Source organism: Nitrospirillum karajorum, assembly GCF_036348415.1.
GTDB classification, from domain to species: Bacteria; Pseudomonadota; Alphaproteobacteria; order Azospirillales; family Azospirillaceae; genus Nitrospirillum; species Nitrospirillum amazonense_B.
The window spans coordinates 488,915-508,678 of sequence record NZ_JAZBQB010000002.1 but is presented as its reverse complement, the minus strand read 5'-3'; the positions used below and the strand labels follow the sequence as shown (position 1 = coordinate 508,678).

Here is a 19,764-nt window from a genome sequence, read left to right as displayed (position 1 = left end):
TTTCAACGCCCTGCATCCTTGAACAGCCGCGACCGGGTGAGAATGCGCAGGCCCTCCAGGGAGAACATGCCGCCCCGGCCGGTAACCGGGTCGATGATAAGGCGGGTGTGCTTCCAATATTCGGACCGGCCTTCCCCCTGTTGAGGGCTGCCGCCGATCTCACCCAGCAGGACGTCGCCATCAACCACCACAATTCGCCGGTGGAGCGCTGCGGTCGCGGCGGCGCCCCCTTATTCCCAGCGCAGCATGTCCATTCCCGGAGCGCAGAACACTGAAAATTCGTTCTGCTTTTCATAGAATTCTGATTAAATTTTCTGAAAATGCCTCACATGGAGACACGAGAAATACTTTTAAATTTGGAATGCCTACTACAGGGAATTGAATATGCCTACTTGCCTGATTATTGATGACGACGAAATCATTCGCCACGTTATGAAAGCGATGCTTTTACATCTTGGATGCAGCCGGGTGTGGGATGTTGCCGGCGGGCAGGAGGCGTTGGCTCTGCTTGGCGAAAATTCACCCGATATGATCTTCGTGGATTGGGTGATGCCGGAAATGAGCGGCCCAGAACTCATAAAAAAGATAAGGGCGTTGCCTAAAGGTAATTTCCCAAAAATAGTGATGTTCTCATCCGAATGTAACATGGATAGGATCAATCAGGCTTTTGACGCCGGGGCGGATGATTATCTGCTAAAGCCAACAAACATCGATTTGCTTTTGAAGCGAATCCGACACATGGGATTTCTTGTGAAGTAATCTATTTTCCAGCGGTGCCCTGTCGATATTTCGTGGGAGACATCCCATAGGCTTTCCGAAAGCGGGCCGTGAAGTGGTCGGCATTTGAAAAGCCTGCCAGCACGGCGATCTCTGAAATGCTCTTGTTATCCAGGCGACGATTGGCCAGCAGGGCGCGAGACCGCTCAAGCCGCAGGGTCCACAACTCCGCCATGAAACTTGTTCCCGTGGCGCAGAACAGCGAATGGAGGGTCCGTACGGAAATTCCATGCTCCGCCGCAAAGCCGGCGGGGCTAAGGGAGGGGCTGGAGAGGCGGTCCCGCATATCCGAGCGCAGTCGGTCGAGAAGAGAGCGACCGCTGGCGCGGAGTGGCACCGCATCTGGGCCGGCACATAACGCCAATAAACCGGCGATATTTTCCGCGATGTCGGCGGCGGGAAGCGCCAAGCCCCCCATTGTCTTGGGGGAGATCTCCAACATCATCTCCGCGATGGCTTTTCCCCACCCGGATATGGTCGATATTTCATTAAAGAACAATGCCGTCGGAACCGAACCGATGGAACGAATCCACGACTTTTCAAAATATAAAGTTACAAACTCAACCGGCCCCTTCATTTCAGCTTGAAACGGGCTTGATATGGGATTGCAATACACATCGCCAGGGCGCCAATACAACTCGTCAGAGTTTGAATATATCCTGCCATTCCCTTTTTTGATCAGGGAAAGACACAATATCTCGAGCCCATCCCTGGATATGTGAAAGGGCAAGCGCTGCGCCTGGATGTCGCTAAGCCAAAACTGGGTCACCTTCCCAAAACCAAAGTCCACATATTCTGTGCTGGCGCTGAAATGATCGACATCACGAAAGTCACACCGAACGCCATGGCAGGCATCCCCGACGTGATCGGCCCAGTATTCTTTTGCTTCCCGCTGCCCCATCCCCTCAGTACTGAACCGGATAACGTCGCTCGACAAACTTCCCCCCGCCGCACCGATCAAGGGCACGTCCGCAGTACGCATGAGGGGTATAATATATATTGAATAAACTAAACCGGACGGTGGATGTTATGGTTAACAAGGAACCTGAAAGGACAGGTTTTATGGTTAATTGTCCCTATTATGGGTAGTTTGGCGAGCAAAGCAATTATCGAACGCCAAGGGGCATCGCCTCCAGCGCCGCGTTCTCCTCATCCGTGAATAGCCGTGACCGGGTAAGGAAGCGTAGGCCCTCCGGCCCCTCCAGGGAGAACATGCCGCCCCGGCCGGGCACCACGTCTATGGTCAGGCGGGTGTGCTTCCAGTATTCGAATTGGGCCTTGCCCATGTAGAAGGGCTGGCCGCCAATCTCACCCATTAGGACATCGCCGTCGCCCACCATGAACTCCCCGCGCGGGTAACACATGGGGGCGCTGCCGTCGCAGCAGCCGCCGGACTGATGGAACAGCAGGGGGCCGTGACGGGCCTCCAGCCGCTTGATCAGCGCCAGCGCGTCCGGGGTGACGTCCACCCGGACCACCTTGGCAGGTGATCCGGGGGTAACGTCGGCCCGGCTTTCTGACATCAGATCCGCCGGGCCCGTCATCAGAAGAAGCCCAAGGCGTTGGGACTGTAGCTGACCAACTGGTTCTTGGTCTGCTGGTAATGATCCAGCATCATGGCGTGGTTTTCGCGCCCGATGCCGGACTGCTTGTAGCCGCCGAAGGCCGCGTGGGCCGGATACAGGTGATAGCAGTTGGTCCACACGCGGCCCGCCTGGATCTCCCGGCCGAAGCGGTAGGCGCGGTTGATGTCGCGCGTCCACACGCCGGCCCCCAGGCCATACAGCGTGTCGTTGGCGACGTGCAGGGCCTCTTCCTCATCCTTGAATGTGGTGACGGCCACGACCGGGCCGAAAATCTCCTCCTGGAAGATGCGCATGCGGTTGTGGCCCTGGAACACGGTGGGCTGGACGTAGAAACCGCCGGCCAAGTCGCCCGACAGTTCCGCCCGGGCGCCGCCGGCCAGCACTTTCGCCCCCTCCTGCTTGCCGATGTCGAGATAGGAGAGGATCTTCTCTAATTGCTCGGAGGATGCCTGGGCGCCGATCATGGTGTCGCCGTCCAGCGGGTTGCCCTGCTTGATGGCGCGCACGCGGGCCAGCGCCTTGTCCATGAAGCGGCCGTAGAGGCTCTCCTGGATCAGGGCACGCGAGGGGCAGGTGCAGACCTCGCCCTGGTTCAGGGCGAACATGACGAAGCCCTCAACCGCCTTGTCCAGGAAGGCGTCATCCTGCGCCGCCACGTCGTCGAAGAAGATGTTGGGCGACTTGCCGCCCAGTTCCAGCGTCACGGGGATCAGGTTCTGCGACGCATACTGCATGATCAGCCGGCCGGTCGTCGTCTCACCGGTGAAGGCGATCTTGGCGATGCGGGAGCTGGACGCCAGGGGCTTGCCGGCCTCGACACCAAAGCCGTTGACCACGTTGACCACGCCCTTGGGCAACAGATCCTGGATCAGTTCCATCAGCACCAGGATGCTCACCGGGGTCTGCTCCGCCGGCTTCAGTACCACGCAGTTGCCGGCCGCCAGGGCGGGGGCCAGCTTCCACGTCGCCATCAGCAGCGGGAAGTTCCAGGGGATGATCTGGCCGACCACGCCCAGCGGCTCATGGTAATGGTAGGCGATGGTGTTGTGGTCGATTTCCGAAATGCCGCCTTCTTGCGCGCGGATGGCGGCGGCGAAATAGCGGAAATGATCGGCGGCCAGCGGGATGTCGGCGGCGCGGGTTTCGCGGATGGGCTTGCCGTTGTCCCAGGTTTCCACCGTGGCCAGGGTTTCCAGATTGTCGTCGATGCGCTGGGCGATGCGTTCCAGCACCCGGGCGCGGTCGGCGGCGGAGGTGCGGCCCCAGTCGCGCTTGGCGGCGTGCGCCGCGTCCAGCGCGCGCTCGATATCCTCGGCGTTCGACCGCGGCACCTCGCAAATGACTTGGCCGGTGATGGGGGTGGTGTTCTGGAAATACTCACCGGACGCGGGCGGCACCCACTCGCCGCCAATGAAATTGCCATAGCGGCTCTTGAACGAGACCGGGCTGCCATACTGTCCGGGGGCGATCTTGGCCATGTAACGTGTCCTCCAGCTTGTTTTGCGCCTCAGGCGGGCGGTTTGCGCTGGCCCTTTAAAGGCAAGGGCCGTGCCAGTCTCGCTGGGCTTTTCAGGAATCACGCGGGATCAAGCCCTTAAACCATGCCACTTAGGTCGGGTTGCGAGGGCCGTGGATCTGTCTCATGCTGCCGATCAAAGACAGGTGCCGGAACTGTCGCGGACCGCGACACCCGTGCAACACCTGTCGCAACAATCGGGCTTGCGACACCCGTCGCGGCAAATGGGAGGATAGGCATGGCGAACGCCCCGCACAGCCCGGCGATGGCCCTGGCCATGGCGCGTGAGCGATTGGGGGAGACGGGCGGCCTGGACGGCGTGCCCATCCCGCTGGTCATCGCCCGGTCCTGGCGGCGTTGCGCCGACCGGGGCCTGCGCGCGGACCGGCCCGCCCACCAGGACCCGCTGTCCCGCGCCGACTTGGCGGCGTTGCGCGACCGTCACCATACCCTGATGCATCTTGCGACACCTGAGCTGGACACCCTGCACCAGGCGATGCGGGATCTGGGCGGCATGGTGCTGCTGACCAACGACCGGGGTCTGATCCTGGATGCGCGCGGGGATGCCGGCTTCGTCCGCCGCGCCCGCCGCGTCTCCCTCCAGCCCGGCGCGGGGTGGGGGGAGGATGACGAAGGCACCAACGCCGTGGGCACGGCGCTGGCCGAACGCGCCCTGGTCCAGGTGCGCGGGCCCGAGCACTACCTGACCGACAACGCCTTCCTCATCTGCACGGCCATGCCGGTGACCGACCCCTATGGTGCCGTGGCGGGAGTGATCGACCTGTCGGGTGACACCCGCCATCCCCGGGCGGACACCCATGGCCCCGATGCCCAGGCCCTGGCCCGCCTGGCGGTGGCGCATCTGGAACACCGCTGGGCCGCGCAGGCCGCCGAGGGGCATGAGGCGCTGATCCGCCTGCACGCCCATCCGGCCTGGCTGGGCACCCCGCAGGAAGGCCTGCTGGCGGTGGACGATGGCGTCATCCAGGCGGCCAACCCGGCGGCGCTGGCCTTGCTGGGCCTCGGGAATGAGGCCCTCGGCCGTGTCCGCCTGGACAGCGTGCTGAGCGGCGGACTGGAGCGGGGCGACCGGCTGCTGCGAACGGTGGCGGAGGATCGCCCCCTGCATGCCCGCATGACGACGCCGGGCAAACGCCGCCCGTCCACCCCTCGGCCGTCCGCCCGCCGTCCCGCGCGGCAGGATCAGGGGATGACAGCGGGCAGGGACGGCATCCTGTGGGATGCCACCACCCGCCCCCTGCTGGACCGCGCCATCCTGGCGCTGGACGCCGGCATCCCCATCCTGCTGCAGGGGGAGACAGGCACGGGCAAGGAGGTGTTCGTGCGCGCGGCGCACGCCGCGTGCAGCCGCGCCCAGGCCCCCCTGGTGGCGGTCAATTGCGCCGCCATTCCGGAGGGGCTGCTGGAATCGGAACTGTTCGGCTATGAGGACGGGGCCTTCACCGGCGCCCGTCGGGGCGGGCATCGCGGCCAGATCCGCCAGGCCGACGGCGGCATCCTGTTCCTGGATGAGATCGGCGACATGCCGCCGGCGCTTCAGGCCCGCCTGCTGCGCGTGCTGCAGGACGGCGAGGTGACGCCCGTGGGCGGCCGGCCGGTGAAGGTGGATTTCCTGCTGGTCACCGCCACTCACCGCGATCTGGCGGCCTGCGTGGCGCAAGGCACCTTCCGCGCCGACCTCTATTACCGGCTGAAACACCTGGTGGTGACCCTTCCGCCCCTGCGCGACCGCCCGCTGGGCGCCATCATCGATGCGCTGCTGGCCAGCTTTGGCGCCGACGACCGGGGCATCCGCCTGGCCCCGGCCACCCGCACCCTGCTGCGCCGTCACGATTGGCCCGGCAACCTGCGCGAACTGGCCAACCTGCTGCGCACCCTGGTGGCGCTGTCCCCGCCCGGCGCCATGATCACCCCGGCCGACCTGCCGGCGGATTTGGGGGGCCGGGCCCCCAAGGACCTGGGCACGGCAACCCACCCCACGCCCAGCCTGAAGGCGCGGGAGGACGACGCCATCCGCCAGGCCCTGGCCCGCCACCGGGGCAATGTCAGCGCCGCCGCCCGCGAGCTGGGCGTGCACCGCAGCACCCTGCACCGGCGCCTGCGACCGGACTGATCCTGACGTCGATCAGGGGTGTATGACCGCCAGCGCCGCCTCCGCCATGGCGCGATAGCCGGCGTCGGAGGGGTGCAAATGGTCGCCGCAGTCATAGTCGGGGCGGATGCGCTCGGGATGGGCGGGGTCGCGGACGGCGGCATCGAAATCGATCACGTCATCGAAGGCACCGCTGGTGCGGATCCAGGCGTTGATCTTCTGCCGCACCGCGTCCTTTTCCGGCGTGGCATAGCCGGGGAAGGTGGCGCCGATGGCCGGGGTGAGGGTGGCGCCATGCACCCGCAGGTGCCGCGCCCGCGCCCGGTCGATCAGTTGGCGGTAGCCGGCGATGATATCCTCCGCCGTCACCACGGGGTGGGTGGCGCTGGTGCGCAAGGTCGGCAGGCCGCTCAGGCCCAGATCGTTGATGCCCTCCAGCAGGATGACGTCGGTGACGCCGGGAACCGCCAGCACGTCGCGGTCGAACCGCGCCAGGGCCGACGGCCCGACCTCACCGCGCAGGACGCGGTTGCCGCCGATGCCGGCGTTGGCGATACCGATATCGCGCCGGCCCTTGGCGCGCAGCAAGGCGGCCAACTGGTCCGGCCAGCCCCGCATCAGCCGGTCCTTGGCGCCGAAGCCGTCGGTGATGGAATCACCGAACGCAACGAGGGTACGGCCTTGCGCGCCGGCATGGACCAGCAGGGCGGACACGATCTCCCGCGCGTCCTCGCCCCGCGCGCCATCCAGCGCGACGGCCTCGGTCCGGTCATCACCAGAAAGGATGTCGGTGTGATGGTTGTTGTCCGCCTGCGGCACCGTCACCGGCTGGGGCAAGTGCAGGCTCACCACCAGCACGGCCCCGGCATCGAGCGGCAGATCCAGCGGATCGCTGACCAGCGGCGCGCCCGCCGGCACGCGGACGGCGCGGGCGCCATCAAAGGTCAGGGTACGGAAGGCGCCGGGGGCCACATGCCCCTGGGCGTCGGCCACCGCGACCGTGGCATGGTCGACCAGCAAGTCCTGCGGCAGGGTCTCGGCCGACAGCCGGACACGCAACTGGTCGCCGCCGGCACTGATGCGCAGGGTGTAGCGCACCGTGCCTTGCACCTCCGGCGCCGGCTTCCAGAAGGGCAGGGGCAGCTTTTCGATAGGCAGGGAGGGGCTGGACGCCCAGGTGGTTATCCAGCCGGCGGTCTCGCCTTTGGCCCAAGCCACCGGACACAGGCCCGCGATGAGGCCGGCCGCGGCCAACGTAGTCAGCAATAGGGATCGCCGCATGGATTAGTCCCTCCCGTATCGTTTGTGTTCGCGGCCAGCGCGGTCAGCCCCCGACAGCCACACAACAATTATATTTAATAACTTTTACAACAGCGCGCGGGATGCGACAACCCATTATTGCAATCGGTTGTAGCCCATCAATATCCTATCGATGTCCGCCCGCTTTGACCTCACGCCCGTAGCTGATCCCGGATGGGGACGGGGGCGGATGCACTTACCGGCGGCGGGGAACTTGGCGTTCGGCGAGGCGATGATGGTAGTGATACAGGCGGCGCCCCTCAACATAGGTGGGCTTCAGCACAGGAGCCAACCGAGCGTGGCTACTTCAGGGGTATGCTTCAAAATTAAAGTCTCTGCGTCAGATATTATAGCGTCCTGATTTATTTAGGATGCCGTCGGAGAACAGGAGTTGAAATATGACATTCATTGCGGAAATAGATGAAAAAATCGAACCAATCATCCGAATGATCGCCGAAGACCGTTGCAAAGGGATAGAAGAGCTTACGGAGCTGGCCGAGTCAGGAGACCGATCAGCAATCGTATTCTTGGGCCTGTATTTATCTGAAAAAAAAGAGACCACCGATATGGCGATGAAGTGGTTACTCTTGGCTGATGGCTTTGGGAACCCAGATGCAGCCTGGAATATAGCCATGATCGCCCGAGAAAATAGCAATTTTGAAGAAATGAAACGGTGGATCGACCGCGCATCCGACCTCGGAGAAGAAGACGCAAAAATAGTAAAGGAAAATGGCTACGAGGTAGATTCCCTCCTATCTTCGCGATCCCAGCTAGAATGACGGCGCCATAGCGTCCATATACTTAAAAATAACCGAAATTTATCTCTTCCCTTCAAGCCCCCAACTGATCCCGGATGGGCAGGCTGCGGATGCGTTTGCCGGTGGCGGCGTGGATGGCGTTCAGCAGGGCGGGGGCGATGGGGGGTACGCCCGGTTCGCCCACGCCGCCCAGGGGCGCGTCGTACTGCGCCGCCGGCATCAGGTGGACGCGGATGTCCTTGGGCGCCGCGTCGATGCGGGTGACCTCATAGCTGTCGAAATTATCCTGCTGCACCTGGCCGGCCTTGAAGCTGATCTCGCCCAGCGTGGCCAGGCTGACGCCTTGAATCACCGCCCCTTCCAGCTGCGCCCGCACCCGGTCGGGGTTGATGACGGGGCCGCAGTCGAAGGCGATGTCGACACGGGGAATGGTCAGCTTGCCCTGGGCGTCCACCGCCACCTGCACGACGGCGGCGGCATAACTGGCGAAGCTGCGGTGCGCGGCGATGCCGCGGCCCTGGCCCTTGGGCAGGGGCTTGCCCCAGCTGCCCTCCTTGGCCGCCCGCTCCACCACGCCGCGCAGGCGGCCGGTGTCATAGGCGTAGGCCACCGGGTCTTCGTTGTAGTTCCAGCCATCGGCCATGTCGGCCGGGTTGATCTGACGGGCCGGGCCGATCAGGTCCAACAGGAAATCCTTGGGGTCGCGCCCGGCGGCGGCGGCCAGTTCGGCCACGAAGCTCTGCACCGCGAAGGCGTGCGGGATGTTGGAGACGCTGCGGAACCAGCCGATGCGGGTGTGGCTCTCCGCCTCCGGGTTCTCCACCCGCAGGTTGGGCACGATCCACGGGGTGTTGACGGCGCCCATGCCCAGTTCCGAGGCGCCCTCATGCTTCACCCCGGCGACGAAGGTGGCGTTGATGGCGGGGGCCACGGTGCGGTGCAGCCAGGCGACCGGCTTGCCCTTGGCGTCCAGCCCGCCCTCCAGCCGCTCCACCGACACGGTATGCAGAAAACCGTGGTGCAAATCGTCGGTGCGGGTGAAGGTCAGCTTCACCGGCCGGCCATCCATGGCGCGGGACAGCAGGGCGGCCTCGGCGATGTAGTCCGGCTTGGACTTGCGGCCAAACCCGCCCCCCACCAGGGTCTGGTGCACGGTCACCTTCTCGGCCGGGATGCTCAGCACCTTGGCCACCGTTTCCCGCGTGGTCTGCGGCGCCTGGGTGCTGCCCCAGATCTCGCAGGCGTCGCCCGTCACCTGGGCCACCGCCGCTGGCGGTTCCATGGGCGCCTGGGCCAGGTGGGGGATGTAATATTCAGCGGTGATGCGCTTGGCCGCCGACTTCAGGGCGGTGTCCACATCCCCCTGGTTGCGCGCCACCTGACCAGGGGCGCGGGCCGCCGCCTCCAGCTCCGCCCGATAGGCGGCGCTGTCGTAACGGACGTTGGCGCCGTTGTCCCAAGTGATCTTCAGCTTATCCCGCCCCTTGAGGGCGGCCCAGGTGTTCTCCGCCACCACGGCCAGGCCGCCCTTGGGCAGGAAGCCGGAGGGCAGGGGCGCCGGGTTCAGCACCACCACCTTGACCACGCCGGGCACCTTCAGCGCCTCATCCACCTCATAGTGCACCAGCTTGCCGCCATGGACCGGCGGCCGGGCGACCACGGCGTACAGCATGTTCTCCCGCCGCACGTCGATGCCATAGGTGGCGCGGCCGGTGGTGATGTCGAAACCGTCGACCAGGCCGATGTCGGCGCGGCCGATATAGCGGAATTTGGCGGGGTCCTTGAACACCAGCACCTCACGCGCCGGTACGGGCAGCGCGGCGGCGGCGGCGGCCACCTCGCCATAACCCAGGCGCCGGCCGCTGGCGTCGTGCGCCAGGCTGTGGTGGTCCGCCGTCACCTCCGCCACCGGCACGCCCCATTGGGATGCCGCGGCCTGGGCCAGCATCTGGCGCGCGGCGGCGCCGATGCGGCGCAGGGCCTGTAAGTGGTGACGCATGCTGCGCGAGCCGTCGGTGTTCTGGTTGCCGTAGCGCGCCTCGTCGCCCAGCGCCTGTTCCACCTTCACCTTGGCCCAGTCGGCGTCCATCTCATCCGCGATGACCATGGCCCAGCTGGTGCGCACGCCTTGTCCCATTTCCGCCCGGTGGCAAAGGATGGTGACGGTGCCATCGGCGGCCACGGCCACGAACAGGCGCGGGTCGTCCTTGACCCCACCAGGCATGGCGTCACCGCCATACTTCTTGGGGCTGTCCTCGCCGCGCGCGCCGGGGCCCAGCCCGCCGGCCAGGACGAAAGTGCCGGCACCCAGCCCCATCAGGACGGCGCGGCGGCTGAGATTGGTGATGCTTCCGCTCATCACTTCGCACTCCCGCTGCTGGCCGTCTTGCGCTGGATTTGGCCGGCCGCCTTCTTGATGGCGGCGCGGATGCGGGGATAGGTGGCGCAGCGGCAGATGTTACCGCTCATGGCGTCGTCGATGGCTTCGTCGCTGGGATGGGGCGTGTCCTTCAGCAGGGCCGCCGCCGACATGATCTGCCCGGCCTGGCAATAGCCGCACTGCGCCACGTTCAATTCCCGCCACGCCACCTGCACGGGGTGCATGCCGTCGGGCGACAGGCCTTCGATGGTGGTGACAGCCATGCCGGCGAGATCGCCCAGCGTGGTTTGGCAACTGCGGATGGGGGCGCCATCGGCATGCACAGTGCAGGCCCCGCACAGCGCCTCGCCACAGCCGTACTTGGTGCCCGTCAGGCCCTGGACATCGCGCAAATACCACAGCAGGGGCATCTCGGGATCGCCCTCGAAACGCTGCTCCTGTCCGTTCAGCGTGAACGTGATCATGTCAACCGCCCTACCTTGTCATGCCGCGCATGGTGCCACCGGTCGTGCGGCATGGGAACTGTTCTCGCCCTCAAGCGGCCCGCCTCATGCCAGCGGCCCCCCGGACACCAGTTCACGCCGCGCGATGGCGACGACATTGCGCGTCAACGGGGATAGCTGGTCGGCGGCCAGGCGGCTGACCTGCCAGAACAAGGGCACGTCAAGGACGGCGCCGGGGACCAGTTCCACCAGCCGACCGGCCTGCAAATGGTCGCGCACCAGTGGCGCCGGATTCATGCCCCAGCCCATGCCGGCCAGCGCGCCGTCGACAAAGGCCTGGGTCGACGGCAGCCAATGGATCGGGGGGACGACATCACGGCCCAGTTCCCGGCGAATCCAGTCATGCTGCAGCCGGTCCTTCTGGTTGAAGGTCAGCGCCGGGGCGCGGGCCAGGGCCTCCGCCGTCACGCCCTCGGGGAAATACCGGGCGGCGAAAGCCGGGCTTGCCGTGGCGTGGTAGCGCAAGGCGCCAAGAGCGGTGACGCGGCAGCCCTGCACCGGCTTTTCCAGCGAGGTCACCGCCGCCAGCACCCGGCCGCGCCGCAGCCAGTCCGCCGTATGGTCCTGGTCGTCGATGACGATGTTCAGCAAATGGTCACTGGCGTGCGTGAAGGCCGCCGCCGCCGCCAGGAACCAAGTGCCCAGGCTGTCGGCGTTGGTGGCGATGGCCAACGTCACACGGGATACGCCGGCCGCCGCATCGGCCAAGCCCGGCAGGTGCGCTGTCAACTCCCGCTCCAGCAAGCCGACATGATCCATGTGCCGGCAGAGCCATGCGCCCTTTTCCGTGGCGGTGCAGGGCGTGCCGCGCTCGATCAGGACGACGCCCAGCCGTTCCTCCAACGACTTGACGCGCTGGGAAACGGCGGAAGGGGTGACATGCAGCGCGGCGGCGGCCTTCTCGAAGCTGCCGGTCCGCGCCACCAGCGCCACGGCACGCGCCGCCGCATAGTCGATCATGGATAAGTTTCGCTAAATCAGGGTTAGTTTCATTAACTAGCCTAATCCCGCGGGGCCCGCTATCACAAGGGCGGGTAACGTCGGGGCATCCTGGTCATGAATTCCGCCGTCTTCATCGCGGGCCTCAGCATGGGGCTCAGCCTCATCGTCGCCATCGGGGCGCAGAACGCCTTCCTGCTGCGCCAGGGCCTGCGCAACCGGCATGTCTTCGCGGTGTGCCTGGCGTGCGCCTTGTCAGACGCCGTGCTGATCGGGGCGGGGGTGGCCGGCTTCGGCACCATGATCGTCTGGATTCCCTGGTTGGACACGGCCATGCGGTATGCCGGTGCCGCCTTCCTCGCCTGGTATGGCGCCAAAAGCCTATGGTCGGCGTGGCACGCCACCGGGGCGCTGACGGCCGCCGGGCAGGCGGAGGATGACGGGCTGGCGAAAACCCTGTTGGCCTGCCTGGCCATCACCTGGCTGAACCCGCATGTCTATCTCGACACCGTGGTCTTGCTGGGGGCCGTGTCCACCCAATTCGACGGTTTCCAGGCATCCTTCGCGGCCGGCGCCATCACCGGTTCCTTCCTGTTCTTCTTTTCCCTGGGCTATGGCGCCACCCGCTTGCGCCCTGTCTTCGCGCGCCCCGCCGCTTGGCGCGTGCTGGAGGGCGCCATCGCCCTGGTCATGTGGTCCATCGCCGTGACGCTGGTCGCCGGGCGATAGACCCGAAGCGGGCGCGAAGGGGAACCATCATCGCGATGGACCGTTGTGCGGTGCTTACAGTTGGTCCCTCCGCAGCAGGACACCGCCCATGCGCCCCTTCACCCCCATCGCCGTCTGGGAAGCCCCCTCGGTCCGTCGCGCCATCACCACGGTGGACGAGGCGTCGAACTGGCTGATCTACCGTTGGCCGGAAGAGCACCTGAACGATCCCGCCCGCCAGGCGGCCACCGCCGCCTGTCTGGCCGCCCTGGACGGATCGGGGGAGGTGGAGGCGGCGCGGGCGGCCTTCATCTCCGCGGCGGAGGCTGCGCGCATCCTCGCGGACGCGCCATAAAGCACCAGGCGGCGTCCTGGCCCATTTATGAGTCCCCTTCATGGGGCCATGCGGACTTTCGGGCATAGTCGGCGGACCATCCCCACCCCAGATTGCTCCCGAGCCCACCCGACCGGCGGATGGGATTCCAAAGGAGCATGGACGATGGAGATCATTCGCAACGGCGCGACGCCGTCCACCCGGGGATCGTCGGACTATTTCACCGGCACGGTACGCCTGGACCAGCCGTTCCAGGCCGGGGCGCCGGCAACGTTGCGCGGCGCCACCGTGACCTTCGAACCCGGCGCCCGGACGGCCTGGCACACCCATCCGTTGGGGCAGACGCTGATCGTGACCGCCGGCCTGGGCTGGGCGCAGCGCGACGGCGGCCCGGTGGAGGAGATCCGCCCCGGCGACGTCATATGGTTCGCCCCGGGGAGCGTCATTGGCACGGCGCCACGGCGACGACGGCTATGACCCACATCGCCCTGCAGGAAGCGCTGGACGGCAAGGTGGTGGACTGGCTGGAGCAGGTTTCCGACGCCGAATACCGGCGCTGATCACACGATCCCGGCCAATCCCCGGGCCGTGGCCACGAAGGCGTCCACATGCGACGGGTCCGTGTTCCAGGCGGTGACCAGGCGGACGCAGGCGCCGTCCCAGCGATAGAATCGGAAGCCCGCCGCCTCCAGACCGGCGATCATCGGTTCGGGCAGGATGGCGAAGACCTCGTTGGCCTGCACCGGGCTGCGCAGGCCCACACCAGGCAGGGCGTCCAGGCCGGCCGCCAGGCGGGTGGCCATGGCGTTGGCGTGGGTGGCCAGGCGCAGCCACAGGCCGTCGGTCAGATAGGCGTCCAGCTGGGCCGACAGGAAGCGCATCTTGGAGAACAGGTGGCCGGCGCGCTTGCGGCGATAGGCGAAGCTCTCCGCCAGGGCCTTGTCGAAGAAGATCACCGCTTCCGCCGCCAGGGCGCCGTTCTTGGTGGCGCCGAAGGACAGGACGTCCACGCCGGCGCGCCAGGTGATGTCGGCGGGCGCGCAGGCCAGGCTGGCGACGGCGTTGGCGAAGCGGGCGCCATCCATGTGGATGCGCAGCTTGTGGGCCCGCGCCACATCCGCCAGGGCCGCCACCTCGTCCGGGGTATAGACCGTGCCCGCCTCGGTCGCCTGGGTCAGGGTCAGGGCCGCCGGCTGCACATGGTGGACGAAGCCGGCGCCGGCCTTGTTCAAGGTCGCGGCCAGGACCAGAGGGTCCAGCTTACCATGGGAGCCGGGCAGGGGGACCAGCTTGGCGCCGCCGGACATCAGTTCCGGCGCGCCGCATTCGTCCACCTGGACATGGGCCTCGTCATGGCAATAGACGGCGCCGTAGGGCGGGGTCAGCACCGACAGCGCCAGCGCGTTGGCGGCGGTGCCGGTGGCGACGGGGAACACGGTGACATCGCATTCGAACAACTCGGCCAGGTCATGGCTCACCCGCTCTGTCAGGGGATCGGCGCCGTAGGAGGGCTGCGCCCCGTCGTTGGCCGCGGCCAGGGCCGCCAGGATCTCCGGGGCGGCACCCACCACGTTGTCGCTCATGAAGTTCATCGAGGACCGTCTAAGCCTTGTTGCGTGATACGGAGGAGGATCGGGCCGCACGGCCACGAGATGAAAGCGAAAAAGCGCGGAAATCCGCAGTGCTGTCACGCCTCGCTGAAATATTGGGCAAGCACCGGCGGCCGGGATTGCGCCGCTGGCTTCGTGACAATGGCCATTAAATCTCTGTCATGTAGACCGATTACGCTGGTCGGCCGGCGAGCGGTGTGACCGTAATCACGGCGTCCGGGGAACCTGCGGGCGCATCGTCTGGTTGGGTTCGGACGCCCCACTTGAAGAAGATGGGGTGTCCGATGAAGTGGTTCCAGTAACGACCGCGATCTGGACCTTCCCGGTGCTGGGTTCCAGCAGCACGATACGCTGGGCACCATTGGGAAGTTCGACCTGGACGGCCAGGCGGCTGCCCACGCTGGTCATGGCCTCGATGTGGCTGCCTTCAGGCAGCTTGAGCAAGGGGGCCAGGGCCTCGGGCGGCGCGGCCGAAAGAGTGGTCGTGCCCGGTGCCGCGTCATGGCGGCCGAAGGCGCGGGGGTGGTTGGGGTCGGTGGCACGCCGCCAGATCTCCACCCCGATGAAGGTGAAACCGGCGACGATCAGTACGCCCATGATGACGAGGAAGGTCTTTATTGTCCGCACTTGCTTCAACCATCTGTGCCGCCCCGGGCCAGCCTGCCGACACCGCCTTCGCGCGCCCTGGCGCCGCGGCGGGTGAGGGCGGGGCTGACCGCCTGGACCTTGGCGCGCCGGTGGTCGACGGTGCGGAGGATGAGGATCTGGAAGGCGAGGAAACGGGTTGCACCCTTCTCGCCGTCACCATTCCCGACACCGCGGCCCGCGATCGGCTGGACAAGGCCCTGGCCCAACTGGCGCCAGAGACCGCCAGCCTCACCCGCTCACGCCTCCAGGCGTTGATCGGCGAAGGCCGCGTGACCCTGGATCAGCCGGGCGGCCAGACCATAGACGACGCCTCCTACCGGGTCAAACCCGGCCAGGTGTTCCACATCTCGGTTCCTGCACCCGAGGCGGCGGTGCCGATGGCACAGGACATCCCGCTGACCATCGTCTTCGAGGACGATGATTTGCTGGTGATCGACAAGCCAGCCGGCATGGTGGTGCATCCCGCCGCCGGCAATCCGGACGGCACGCTGGTCAACGCCCTGCTGTTCCGTTGTGGGGAGCGCCTGTCGGGCATCGGCGGCGTGCGCCGGCCCGGCATCGTCCACCGGCTGGACAAGGACACCAGCGGCCTGATGGTGGTGGCCAAGACCGATCGCGCCCACACCGGGCTGTCCGCGCAATTCGCCGACCGCACCCTGTCGCGCACCTACCACGCCGTGGTCTGGGGGGCGCCGGCGGAAGCCCAGGGCGAAATCGAGGGGAATATCGGCCGCCATCCGACGGATCGCAAGCGCATGGCCGTGGTAAGCAAAGGGGGCAAGCCGGCGCTGACGCGCTGGCGGGTCCTGGCGCGGCACGGCCTGCTGAGCACCCATGTGGAGTGCAAGCTGGCCACCGGCCGCACCCACCAGATCCGGGTGCACATGGCCCAGATCGGCCACCCCCTGGTGGGCGACCCGCTGTATGGCAAGGCGCGCCCCACCGGCGCGTTGGGCGCGCGGCTGAAGGAAGCGTCGGCGGCGGCGCAGGCCGGACTTCTCGGTTTTCGTCGCCAAGCGTTGCATGCGAAGGACATCGCCTTCCGTCATCCGGTGAGCGGTGGGATGCTGGCCTTCACCAGCGACCTGCCCGCGGATCTCGCAGGGCTGATTTCTAGTTTAGAATGATTTTAAAATGTGGTCGGATGCGCGTCTGAAGCGTATACTGATCAACGTGTCACCCCAACCCCGCCCGGGGGGCTCCATTGAGCATCCGGTACCGGGGGGATCGCCCGATATCCGGGGATCCTTAGCCGTGAAAGGTTGTTGACCATGGCCACCTTGCCCGCCATCCCCGCCATCAGCTCGGAATCGAGCCTGTCGCGCTATCTCCAGGAAATCCGCCGCTTCCCCATGCTGGAGCCGGAAAAGGAGTTCATGCTGGCCAAGCGCTGGCAGGAACATGAGGACGGCACGGCCGCCCACCAGCTGGTGACCAGCCACCTTCGCCTGGTGGCCAAGATCGCCATGGGCTACCGCGGCTATGGCCTGCCCCTGTCGGAACTGATCTCCGAAGGCAACGTCGGCATGATGCAGGCGGTGAAGCGCTTCGACCCCGACCGTGGCTTCCGCCTGGCCACCTACGCCATGTGGTGGATCCGTGCCGCGATCCAGGAATACATCCTGCACAGCTGGAGCCTGGTGAAGATGGGCACCACGGCCGCGCAGAAGAAGCTGTTCTTCAACCTGCGCAAGCTGAAGGGCCAGATGCAGGCCATCGATGACGGCGACCTGTCGCCCGAGACGGTGACCGCCATCGCCACCAAGCTGGACGTGCCGGAACAGGACGTCGTGTCCATGAACCGCCGTCTGGGCAGCCCCGACCACAGCCTGAACGCGCCCTTGCGCGTGGATGGCGAAGGTGAGTGGCAGGATTGGCTGGTCGATGAAACGGAAAGCCAGGAAATCCGCCTGGCCGACCGGGAAGAGTTGGGCAAGCGCAAGGCCCTGCTGGCCGGCGCGATGAAGGGCCTGAACGACCGTGAGCGTCGCATCCTGGCCGAACGCCGCCTGCGCGACGACCCGACCACGCTGGAGGATCTGTCGCAGGAGTTCGGCATCAGCCGCGAGCGTGTGCGCCAGATCGAGGTGCGGGCGTTTGAAAAGCTGCAGAAGGCGGTGAAGAACGCGGCGCTGGAAACGCACCTGGCCTGATTTTAGTGGGCGGCCGCCGTGAAGCAGGTGATAGTTGCATGAAACGGCGGGACCCTAAGGGTCCCGCCGTTGTTTGTGTGGGACATGGCGTCAGTGGCGCAAGACCAGGAGAGCGACAAGCGCCAAAATGGGTGCAATTAAAGCTCCTGCCACGAGAAGTCCCACGTTCCACGCGGTCTTGGCGTCCTTGGTGAAACGGATGGGCTCCGGTTCCGGTGGCAACGGCAGCCGCCCGCCCTGATCATGATAGCGTCGCAGCAGATCAGACAGTGCCGTTCGATTTAGCGCGAAGTCATCCGGGATGAAGAACCAACTTTTATCGAAGCAACCATGGTCTGCGACAGCATCACCACGCCGCTGAATAAAAATGCCTGCGGCCTGGGATTTGTTTCCCATGACGCGCATCATCATAACGGCATCGTCCCAAGCGCACACCGCTATCTTCCGGCCTTGGATTAAGGTCACGCCATCCGCGTCGATGAGCAGCTTAAGCCACCCTGGCCGAAAAACGCGCAGCCCATGAATGCCCCATGCCGCGAACGCCACCATGCACAACTTCACCCAGGCAGCTTGGGCATGCGGAAAATTAAGCACGATCACAAACGCCATGAAAAGGCTGGCGAACAAACCAGCCAAGTAACTGCGGCGTCCACGATGTAAGACGACATGCGCGGCTGGAGCGGCATGTATGACAGGCATTCGGTGTCCTCAAGTCATGCTTAATGAGTGCCAGAAAGAATGCGACGACGGAACTGGTGAACTTGCCGCATGCATGGCGCATTCGCGGGAAAGAGATGTGCCCCGGCCTGCCGGGGTGGGCCGCGCAATGGCATTTTGCTCGGCAACTGGCTTTTCTCGAACGCCCCGTCAATCAAACGGATATCGCTGCCACCGGCTGTTTCTCGGCGTATTTGATTCCCGTCACTTTTTGAAAACTTTCTTCCCCGGCCTGCCCACTTCGGATTAAAGACCTTTTATTAACGATCACAGGCTATCACCATAAGCGACGCGTTTATGAATCAAAGAGCCTGAGACCGATATGAGCCATAAGGCCGACCTCGACAGCCTGGACATTGGATATCGGCGCCTGTCGGCCGCGGAGATCGAGCAGGCCTTGGCCCTGCACCTTCGTTACCTGCAGGGCCAGCGGGGTGGCGCACGGGCCAGCTTTAAATTCTGCGACTTGTCGCATGCCATCCTACGGGGCCGGGTACTGGCGGATGCCGACCTGACAGGCGCCCGCCTCAGCGAAGCCGACCTGTCGGACGCTGACCTGCGCTCCGCCTGCCTGTTCGGGGCCGACCTCCGGCGCGCCACGCTGGAACGGGCCAACCTGGTCCGTGCCGACCTGCGCGGGGCCGCCTTCAGGGGCGCCAGCATGCAGCGGGTGGTGATGGTGGAGGCCGACCTTCGGGACGGTCACCTAATGCGCAGCAAGAACGGCGAACTGACCCCCAATGTCCAGGGTAACGCCTCGGCGGAGTTGGCCGAGGCGTCCATGACCCGGGCCGACCTAAGCCACGCTAAGCTATCCAACGCCTTCGTCATGCAGACGGATTTGCGGGACACGGACCTGCGGGGCGCCGTCTTCGTCAGGGCGGACCTCAGCGGTTCCGACCTCACCGGCTGCAACCTGGAAGGCGCGGACCTGTCGGAGGCCAACCTCAGCGGCACCAAGCTGGACGGGGCCGTGCTGACCCGCGCCCTGCTACGCAGCACCAACCTGTCCAAAGCCAGCCTGCTGGGCGCGTTGCTGGACGATGTGGACTTGTCCATGGCCAACCTGACGGGGGCCGACCTGGTGCGGCGCCTGGACGATATCGCGGGCACCATCGGCGAAACCTTGCGCCGTCACCGCCTGTGGATCTTGAGCAACGGCGGCAAGGGTCAGCGGGCCGACCTCTCGGCGCTCGACCTCAGCGGCCAGGACCTGTCCAACCTGAACCTGTCGGCCGCCATCCTCAAGCAGGCGAACCTGAAGGGAGCGAAGCTCAGCGGCACGGTGCTGGCCATGGCCGATCTGTCCATGGCGGACCTCCGCCACGCGGACCTGGCCGGGGCCGATCTGCGCGGCGCCTGCCTGGAGCGCGCCAGCCTGAACGAGGCCAACCTGGCCAACGCCGTCGCCTGCCCCATGGATTTGCGCAATGGCCACGCCTGGCCCACCAATTTCAACAAGGCGCGCATGGTGCGGGTGAACCTGGCCGGCGCCGACCTGACCGCCGCGCGGCTGGAGGATGGCGACCTGACCCAGGGCAATTTGCGCAACGCCATCCTGGCGGGCGCCAGCCTGACGGATGCGATCCTGACCATGACCGACCTGCGCGAGGCCGACATTCGCAACGCTGACTTCCGCGGCGCCAAGAACCTGTCCGCCGAGTCCCTAGCCCTTTGATTGGGGCCCTTTGAGTGTGGCCCCTGTGATTGTGGTAGAATGGCA

22 protein-coding genes are annotated in these 19,764 nt (G+C 65.7%); 11 read left to right on the top strand and 11 right to left on the bottom strand.

The features are described 5' to 3' along the window. Positions 1–2: 2 nt before the first annotated feature. Entirely contained in the window at positions 3–191 is a 189-nt protein-coding gene (locus UCD39_RS09990; protein WP_330495877.1) for a DUF779 domain-containing protein, read from the bottom strand. A gap of 193 nt (positions 192–384) precedes the next feature. On the opposite strand from UCD39_RS09990, the gene UCD39_RS09985 reads away from it, so the two are divergent. Then, the gene (locus UCD39_RS09985) at positions 385–759 is read left to right on the top strand and encodes a response regulator (protein ID WP_330495876.1); all 375 of its coding nucleotides are present in this window, start codon (positions 385–387) and stop codon (positions 757–759) included. 1 nt (position 760) lies between these two features. Here UCD39_RS09985 and UCD39_RS09980 read toward each other — a convergent pair whose 3' ends face one another. The 3 genes from UCD39_RS09980 to adh form a co-directional block, all read right to left on the bottom strand. Continuing rightward, positions 761–1,738, bottom strand: coding sequence for a helix-turn-helix domain-containing protein (locus UCD39_RS09980; protein WP_330495875.1), 978 nt, complete (start codon positions 1,736–1,738; stop codon positions 761–763). Positions 1,739–1,883: 145 nt separating this feature from the next. Beyond that, a complete protein-coding gene (locus UCD39_RS09975; RefSeq protein WP_330495874.1) occupies positions 1,884–2,300 on the bottom strand; it encodes a DUF779 domain-containing protein in 417 nt (138 codons plus the stop codon). A gap of 20 nt (positions 2,301–2,320) precedes the next feature. Then, entirely contained in the window at positions 2,321–3,841 is a 1,521-nt protein-coding gene (gene adh / locus UCD39_RS09970) for an aldehyde dehydrogenase (RefSeq protein WP_330495873.1), read from the bottom strand. Between the two features lie 276 nt (positions 3,842–4,117). Between adh and UCD39_RS09965 the strand changes: the two genes are divergently transcribed. After that, complete coding sequence (locus tag UCD39_RS09965) at positions 4,118–6,013, top strand: sigma-54-dependent Fis family transcriptional regulator (RefSeq protein WP_330495872.1); 1,896 nt, start codon at positions 4,118–4,120, stop codon at positions 6,011–6,013. A 12-nt stretch (positions 6,014–6,025) separates the two neighbouring features. On the opposite strand, the gene UCD39_RS09960 is transcribed toward UCD39_RS09965, so the two are convergent. Further along, complete coding sequence (locus UCD39_RS09960; protein ID WP_330495871.1) at positions 6,026–7,273, bottom strand: SGNH/GDSL hydrolase family protein; 1,248 nt, start codon at positions 7,271–7,273, stop codon at positions 6,026–6,028. Between the two features lie 416 nt (positions 7,274–7,689). Here UCD39_RS09960 and UCD39_RS09955 point away from each other — a divergent pair, with 416 nt between their 5' ends. Beyond that, positions 7,690–8,070: an SEL1-like repeat protein gene (locus UCD39_RS09955; protein ID WP_330495870.1), complete on the top strand. Its 381-nt coding sequence runs from the start codon at positions 7,690–7,692 to the stop codon at positions 8,068–8,070. Positions 8,071–8,122: 52 nt separating this feature from the next. On the opposite strand, the gene UCD39_RS09950 is transcribed toward UCD39_RS09955, so the two are convergent. The 3 genes from UCD39_RS09950 to UCD39_RS09940 all read right to left on the bottom strand — a co-directional run bounded on the left by UCD39_RS09950 (position 8,123) and on the right by UCD39_RS09940 (position 11,892). Further along, a complete protein-coding gene (locus UCD39_RS09950) occupies positions 8,123–10,408 on the bottom strand; it encodes a xanthine dehydrogenase family protein molybdopterin-binding subunit (RefSeq protein ID WP_330495869.1) in 2,286 nt (761 codons plus the stop codon). After that, the gene (locus UCD39_RS09945; RefSeq protein WP_330495868.1) at positions 10,408–10,893 is read right to left on the bottom strand and encodes a (2Fe-2S)-binding protein; all 486 of its coding nucleotides are present in this window, start codon (positions 10,891–10,893) and stop codon (positions 10,408–10,410) included. Before UCD39_RS09945 ends, UCD39_RS09950 begins: the two co-directional genes overlap by 1 nt. 84 nt (positions 10,894–10,977) lie before the next feature. Then, positions 10,978–11,892, bottom strand: a complete 915-nt coding sequence (locus UCD39_RS09940) for a LysR family transcriptional regulator ArgP (protein ID WP_330495867.1) — start codon at positions 11,890–11,892, stop codon at positions 10,978–10,980. Positions 11,893–11,988: 96 nt separating this feature from the next. Between UCD39_RS09940 and UCD39_RS09935 the strand changes: the two genes are divergently transcribed. The 4 genes from UCD39_RS09935 (at position 11,989) to UCD39_RS28490 (ending at position 13,473) form a co-directional block, all read left to right on the top strand. Next, positions 11,989–12,600, top strand: a complete 612-nt coding sequence (locus tag UCD39_RS09935) for a LysE/ArgO family amino acid transporter (RefSeq protein ID WP_330495866.1) — start codon at positions 11,989–11,991, stop codon at positions 12,598–12,600. An 88-nt stretch (positions 12,601–12,688) separates the two neighbouring features. Next, the gene (locus UCD39_RS09930) at positions 12,689–12,934 is read left to right on the top strand and encodes a DUF982 domain-containing protein (RefSeq protein ID WP_330495865.1); all 246 of its coding nucleotides are present in this window, start codon (positions 12,689–12,691) and stop codon (positions 12,932–12,934) included. A 144-nt stretch (positions 12,935–13,078) separates the two neighbouring features. Continuing rightward, positions 13,079–13,390: a cupin domain-containing protein gene (locus UCD39_RS09925; protein WP_442943615.1), complete on the top strand. Its 312-nt coding sequence runs from the start codon at positions 13,079–13,081 to the stop codon at positions 13,388–13,390. After that, complete coding sequence (locus UCD39_RS28490) at positions 13,336–13,473, top strand: cupin domain-containing protein (RefSeq protein WP_442943614.1); 138 nt, start codon at positions 13,336–13,338, stop codon at positions 13,471–13,473. Before UCD39_RS09925 ends, UCD39_RS28490 begins: the two co-directional genes overlap by 55 nt. Here the strand turns inward: UCD39_RS28490 and UCD39_RS09920 are convergent, their stop codons facing one another. After that, positions 13,474–14,496: a threonine aldolase family protein gene (locus UCD39_RS09920; protein ID WP_442943613.1), complete on the bottom strand. Its 1,023-nt coding sequence runs from the start codon at positions 14,494–14,496 to the stop codon at positions 13,474–13,476. Between the two features lie 234 nt (positions 14,497–14,730). Continuing rightward, a complete protein-coding gene (locus UCD39_RS09915; protein ID WP_330495863.1) occupies positions 14,731–15,150 on the bottom strand; it encodes a hypothetical protein in 420 nt (139 codons plus the stop codon). Between UCD39_RS09915 and UCD39_RS09910 the strand changes: the two genes are divergently transcribed. Next, on the top strand, positions 15,141–16,298 hold the full coding sequence (locus tag UCD39_RS09910; RefSeq protein ID WP_442943612.1) for an RluA family pseudouridine synthase: 1,158 nt from the start codon (positions 15,141–15,143) through the stop codon (positions 16,296–16,298). The genes UCD39_RS09915 and UCD39_RS09910 overlap by 10 nt on opposite strands. 144 nt (positions 16,299–16,442) lie before the next feature. Further along, entirely contained in the window at positions 16,443–17,324 is an 882-nt protein-coding gene (rpoH, locus tag UCD39_RS09905) for an RNA polymerase sigma factor RpoH (protein ID WP_145734075.1), read from the top strand. Positions 17,325–17,414: 90 nt separating this feature from the next. Here rpoH and UCD39_RS09900 read toward each other — a convergent pair whose 3' ends face one another. Next, positions 17,415–17,960 (bottom strand): hypothetical protein, encoded by a 546-nt coding sequence (locus UCD39_RS09900; RefSeq protein ID WP_330495862.1) that lies wholly within the window; start codon positions 17,958–17,960, stop codon positions 17,415–17,417. Between the two features lie 86 nt (positions 17,961–18,046). Between UCD39_RS09900 and UCD39_RS09895 the strand changes: the two genes are divergently transcribed. Both UCD39_RS09895 and UCD39_RS09890 read left to right on the top strand, forming a co-directional pair. Next, a complete protein-coding gene (locus tag UCD39_RS09895; RefSeq protein WP_330495861.1) occupies positions 18,047–18,256 on the top strand; it encodes a hypothetical protein in 210 nt (69 codons plus the stop codon). A 107-nt stretch (positions 18,257–18,363) separates the two neighbouring features. After that, positions 18,364–19,719: a pentapeptide repeat-containing protein gene (locus UCD39_RS09890; RefSeq protein WP_330495860.1), complete on the top strand. Its 1,356-nt coding sequence runs from the start codon at positions 18,364–18,366 to the stop codon at positions 19,717–19,719. The last annotated feature ends 45 nt before the right edge of the window (positions 19,720–19,764 follow it).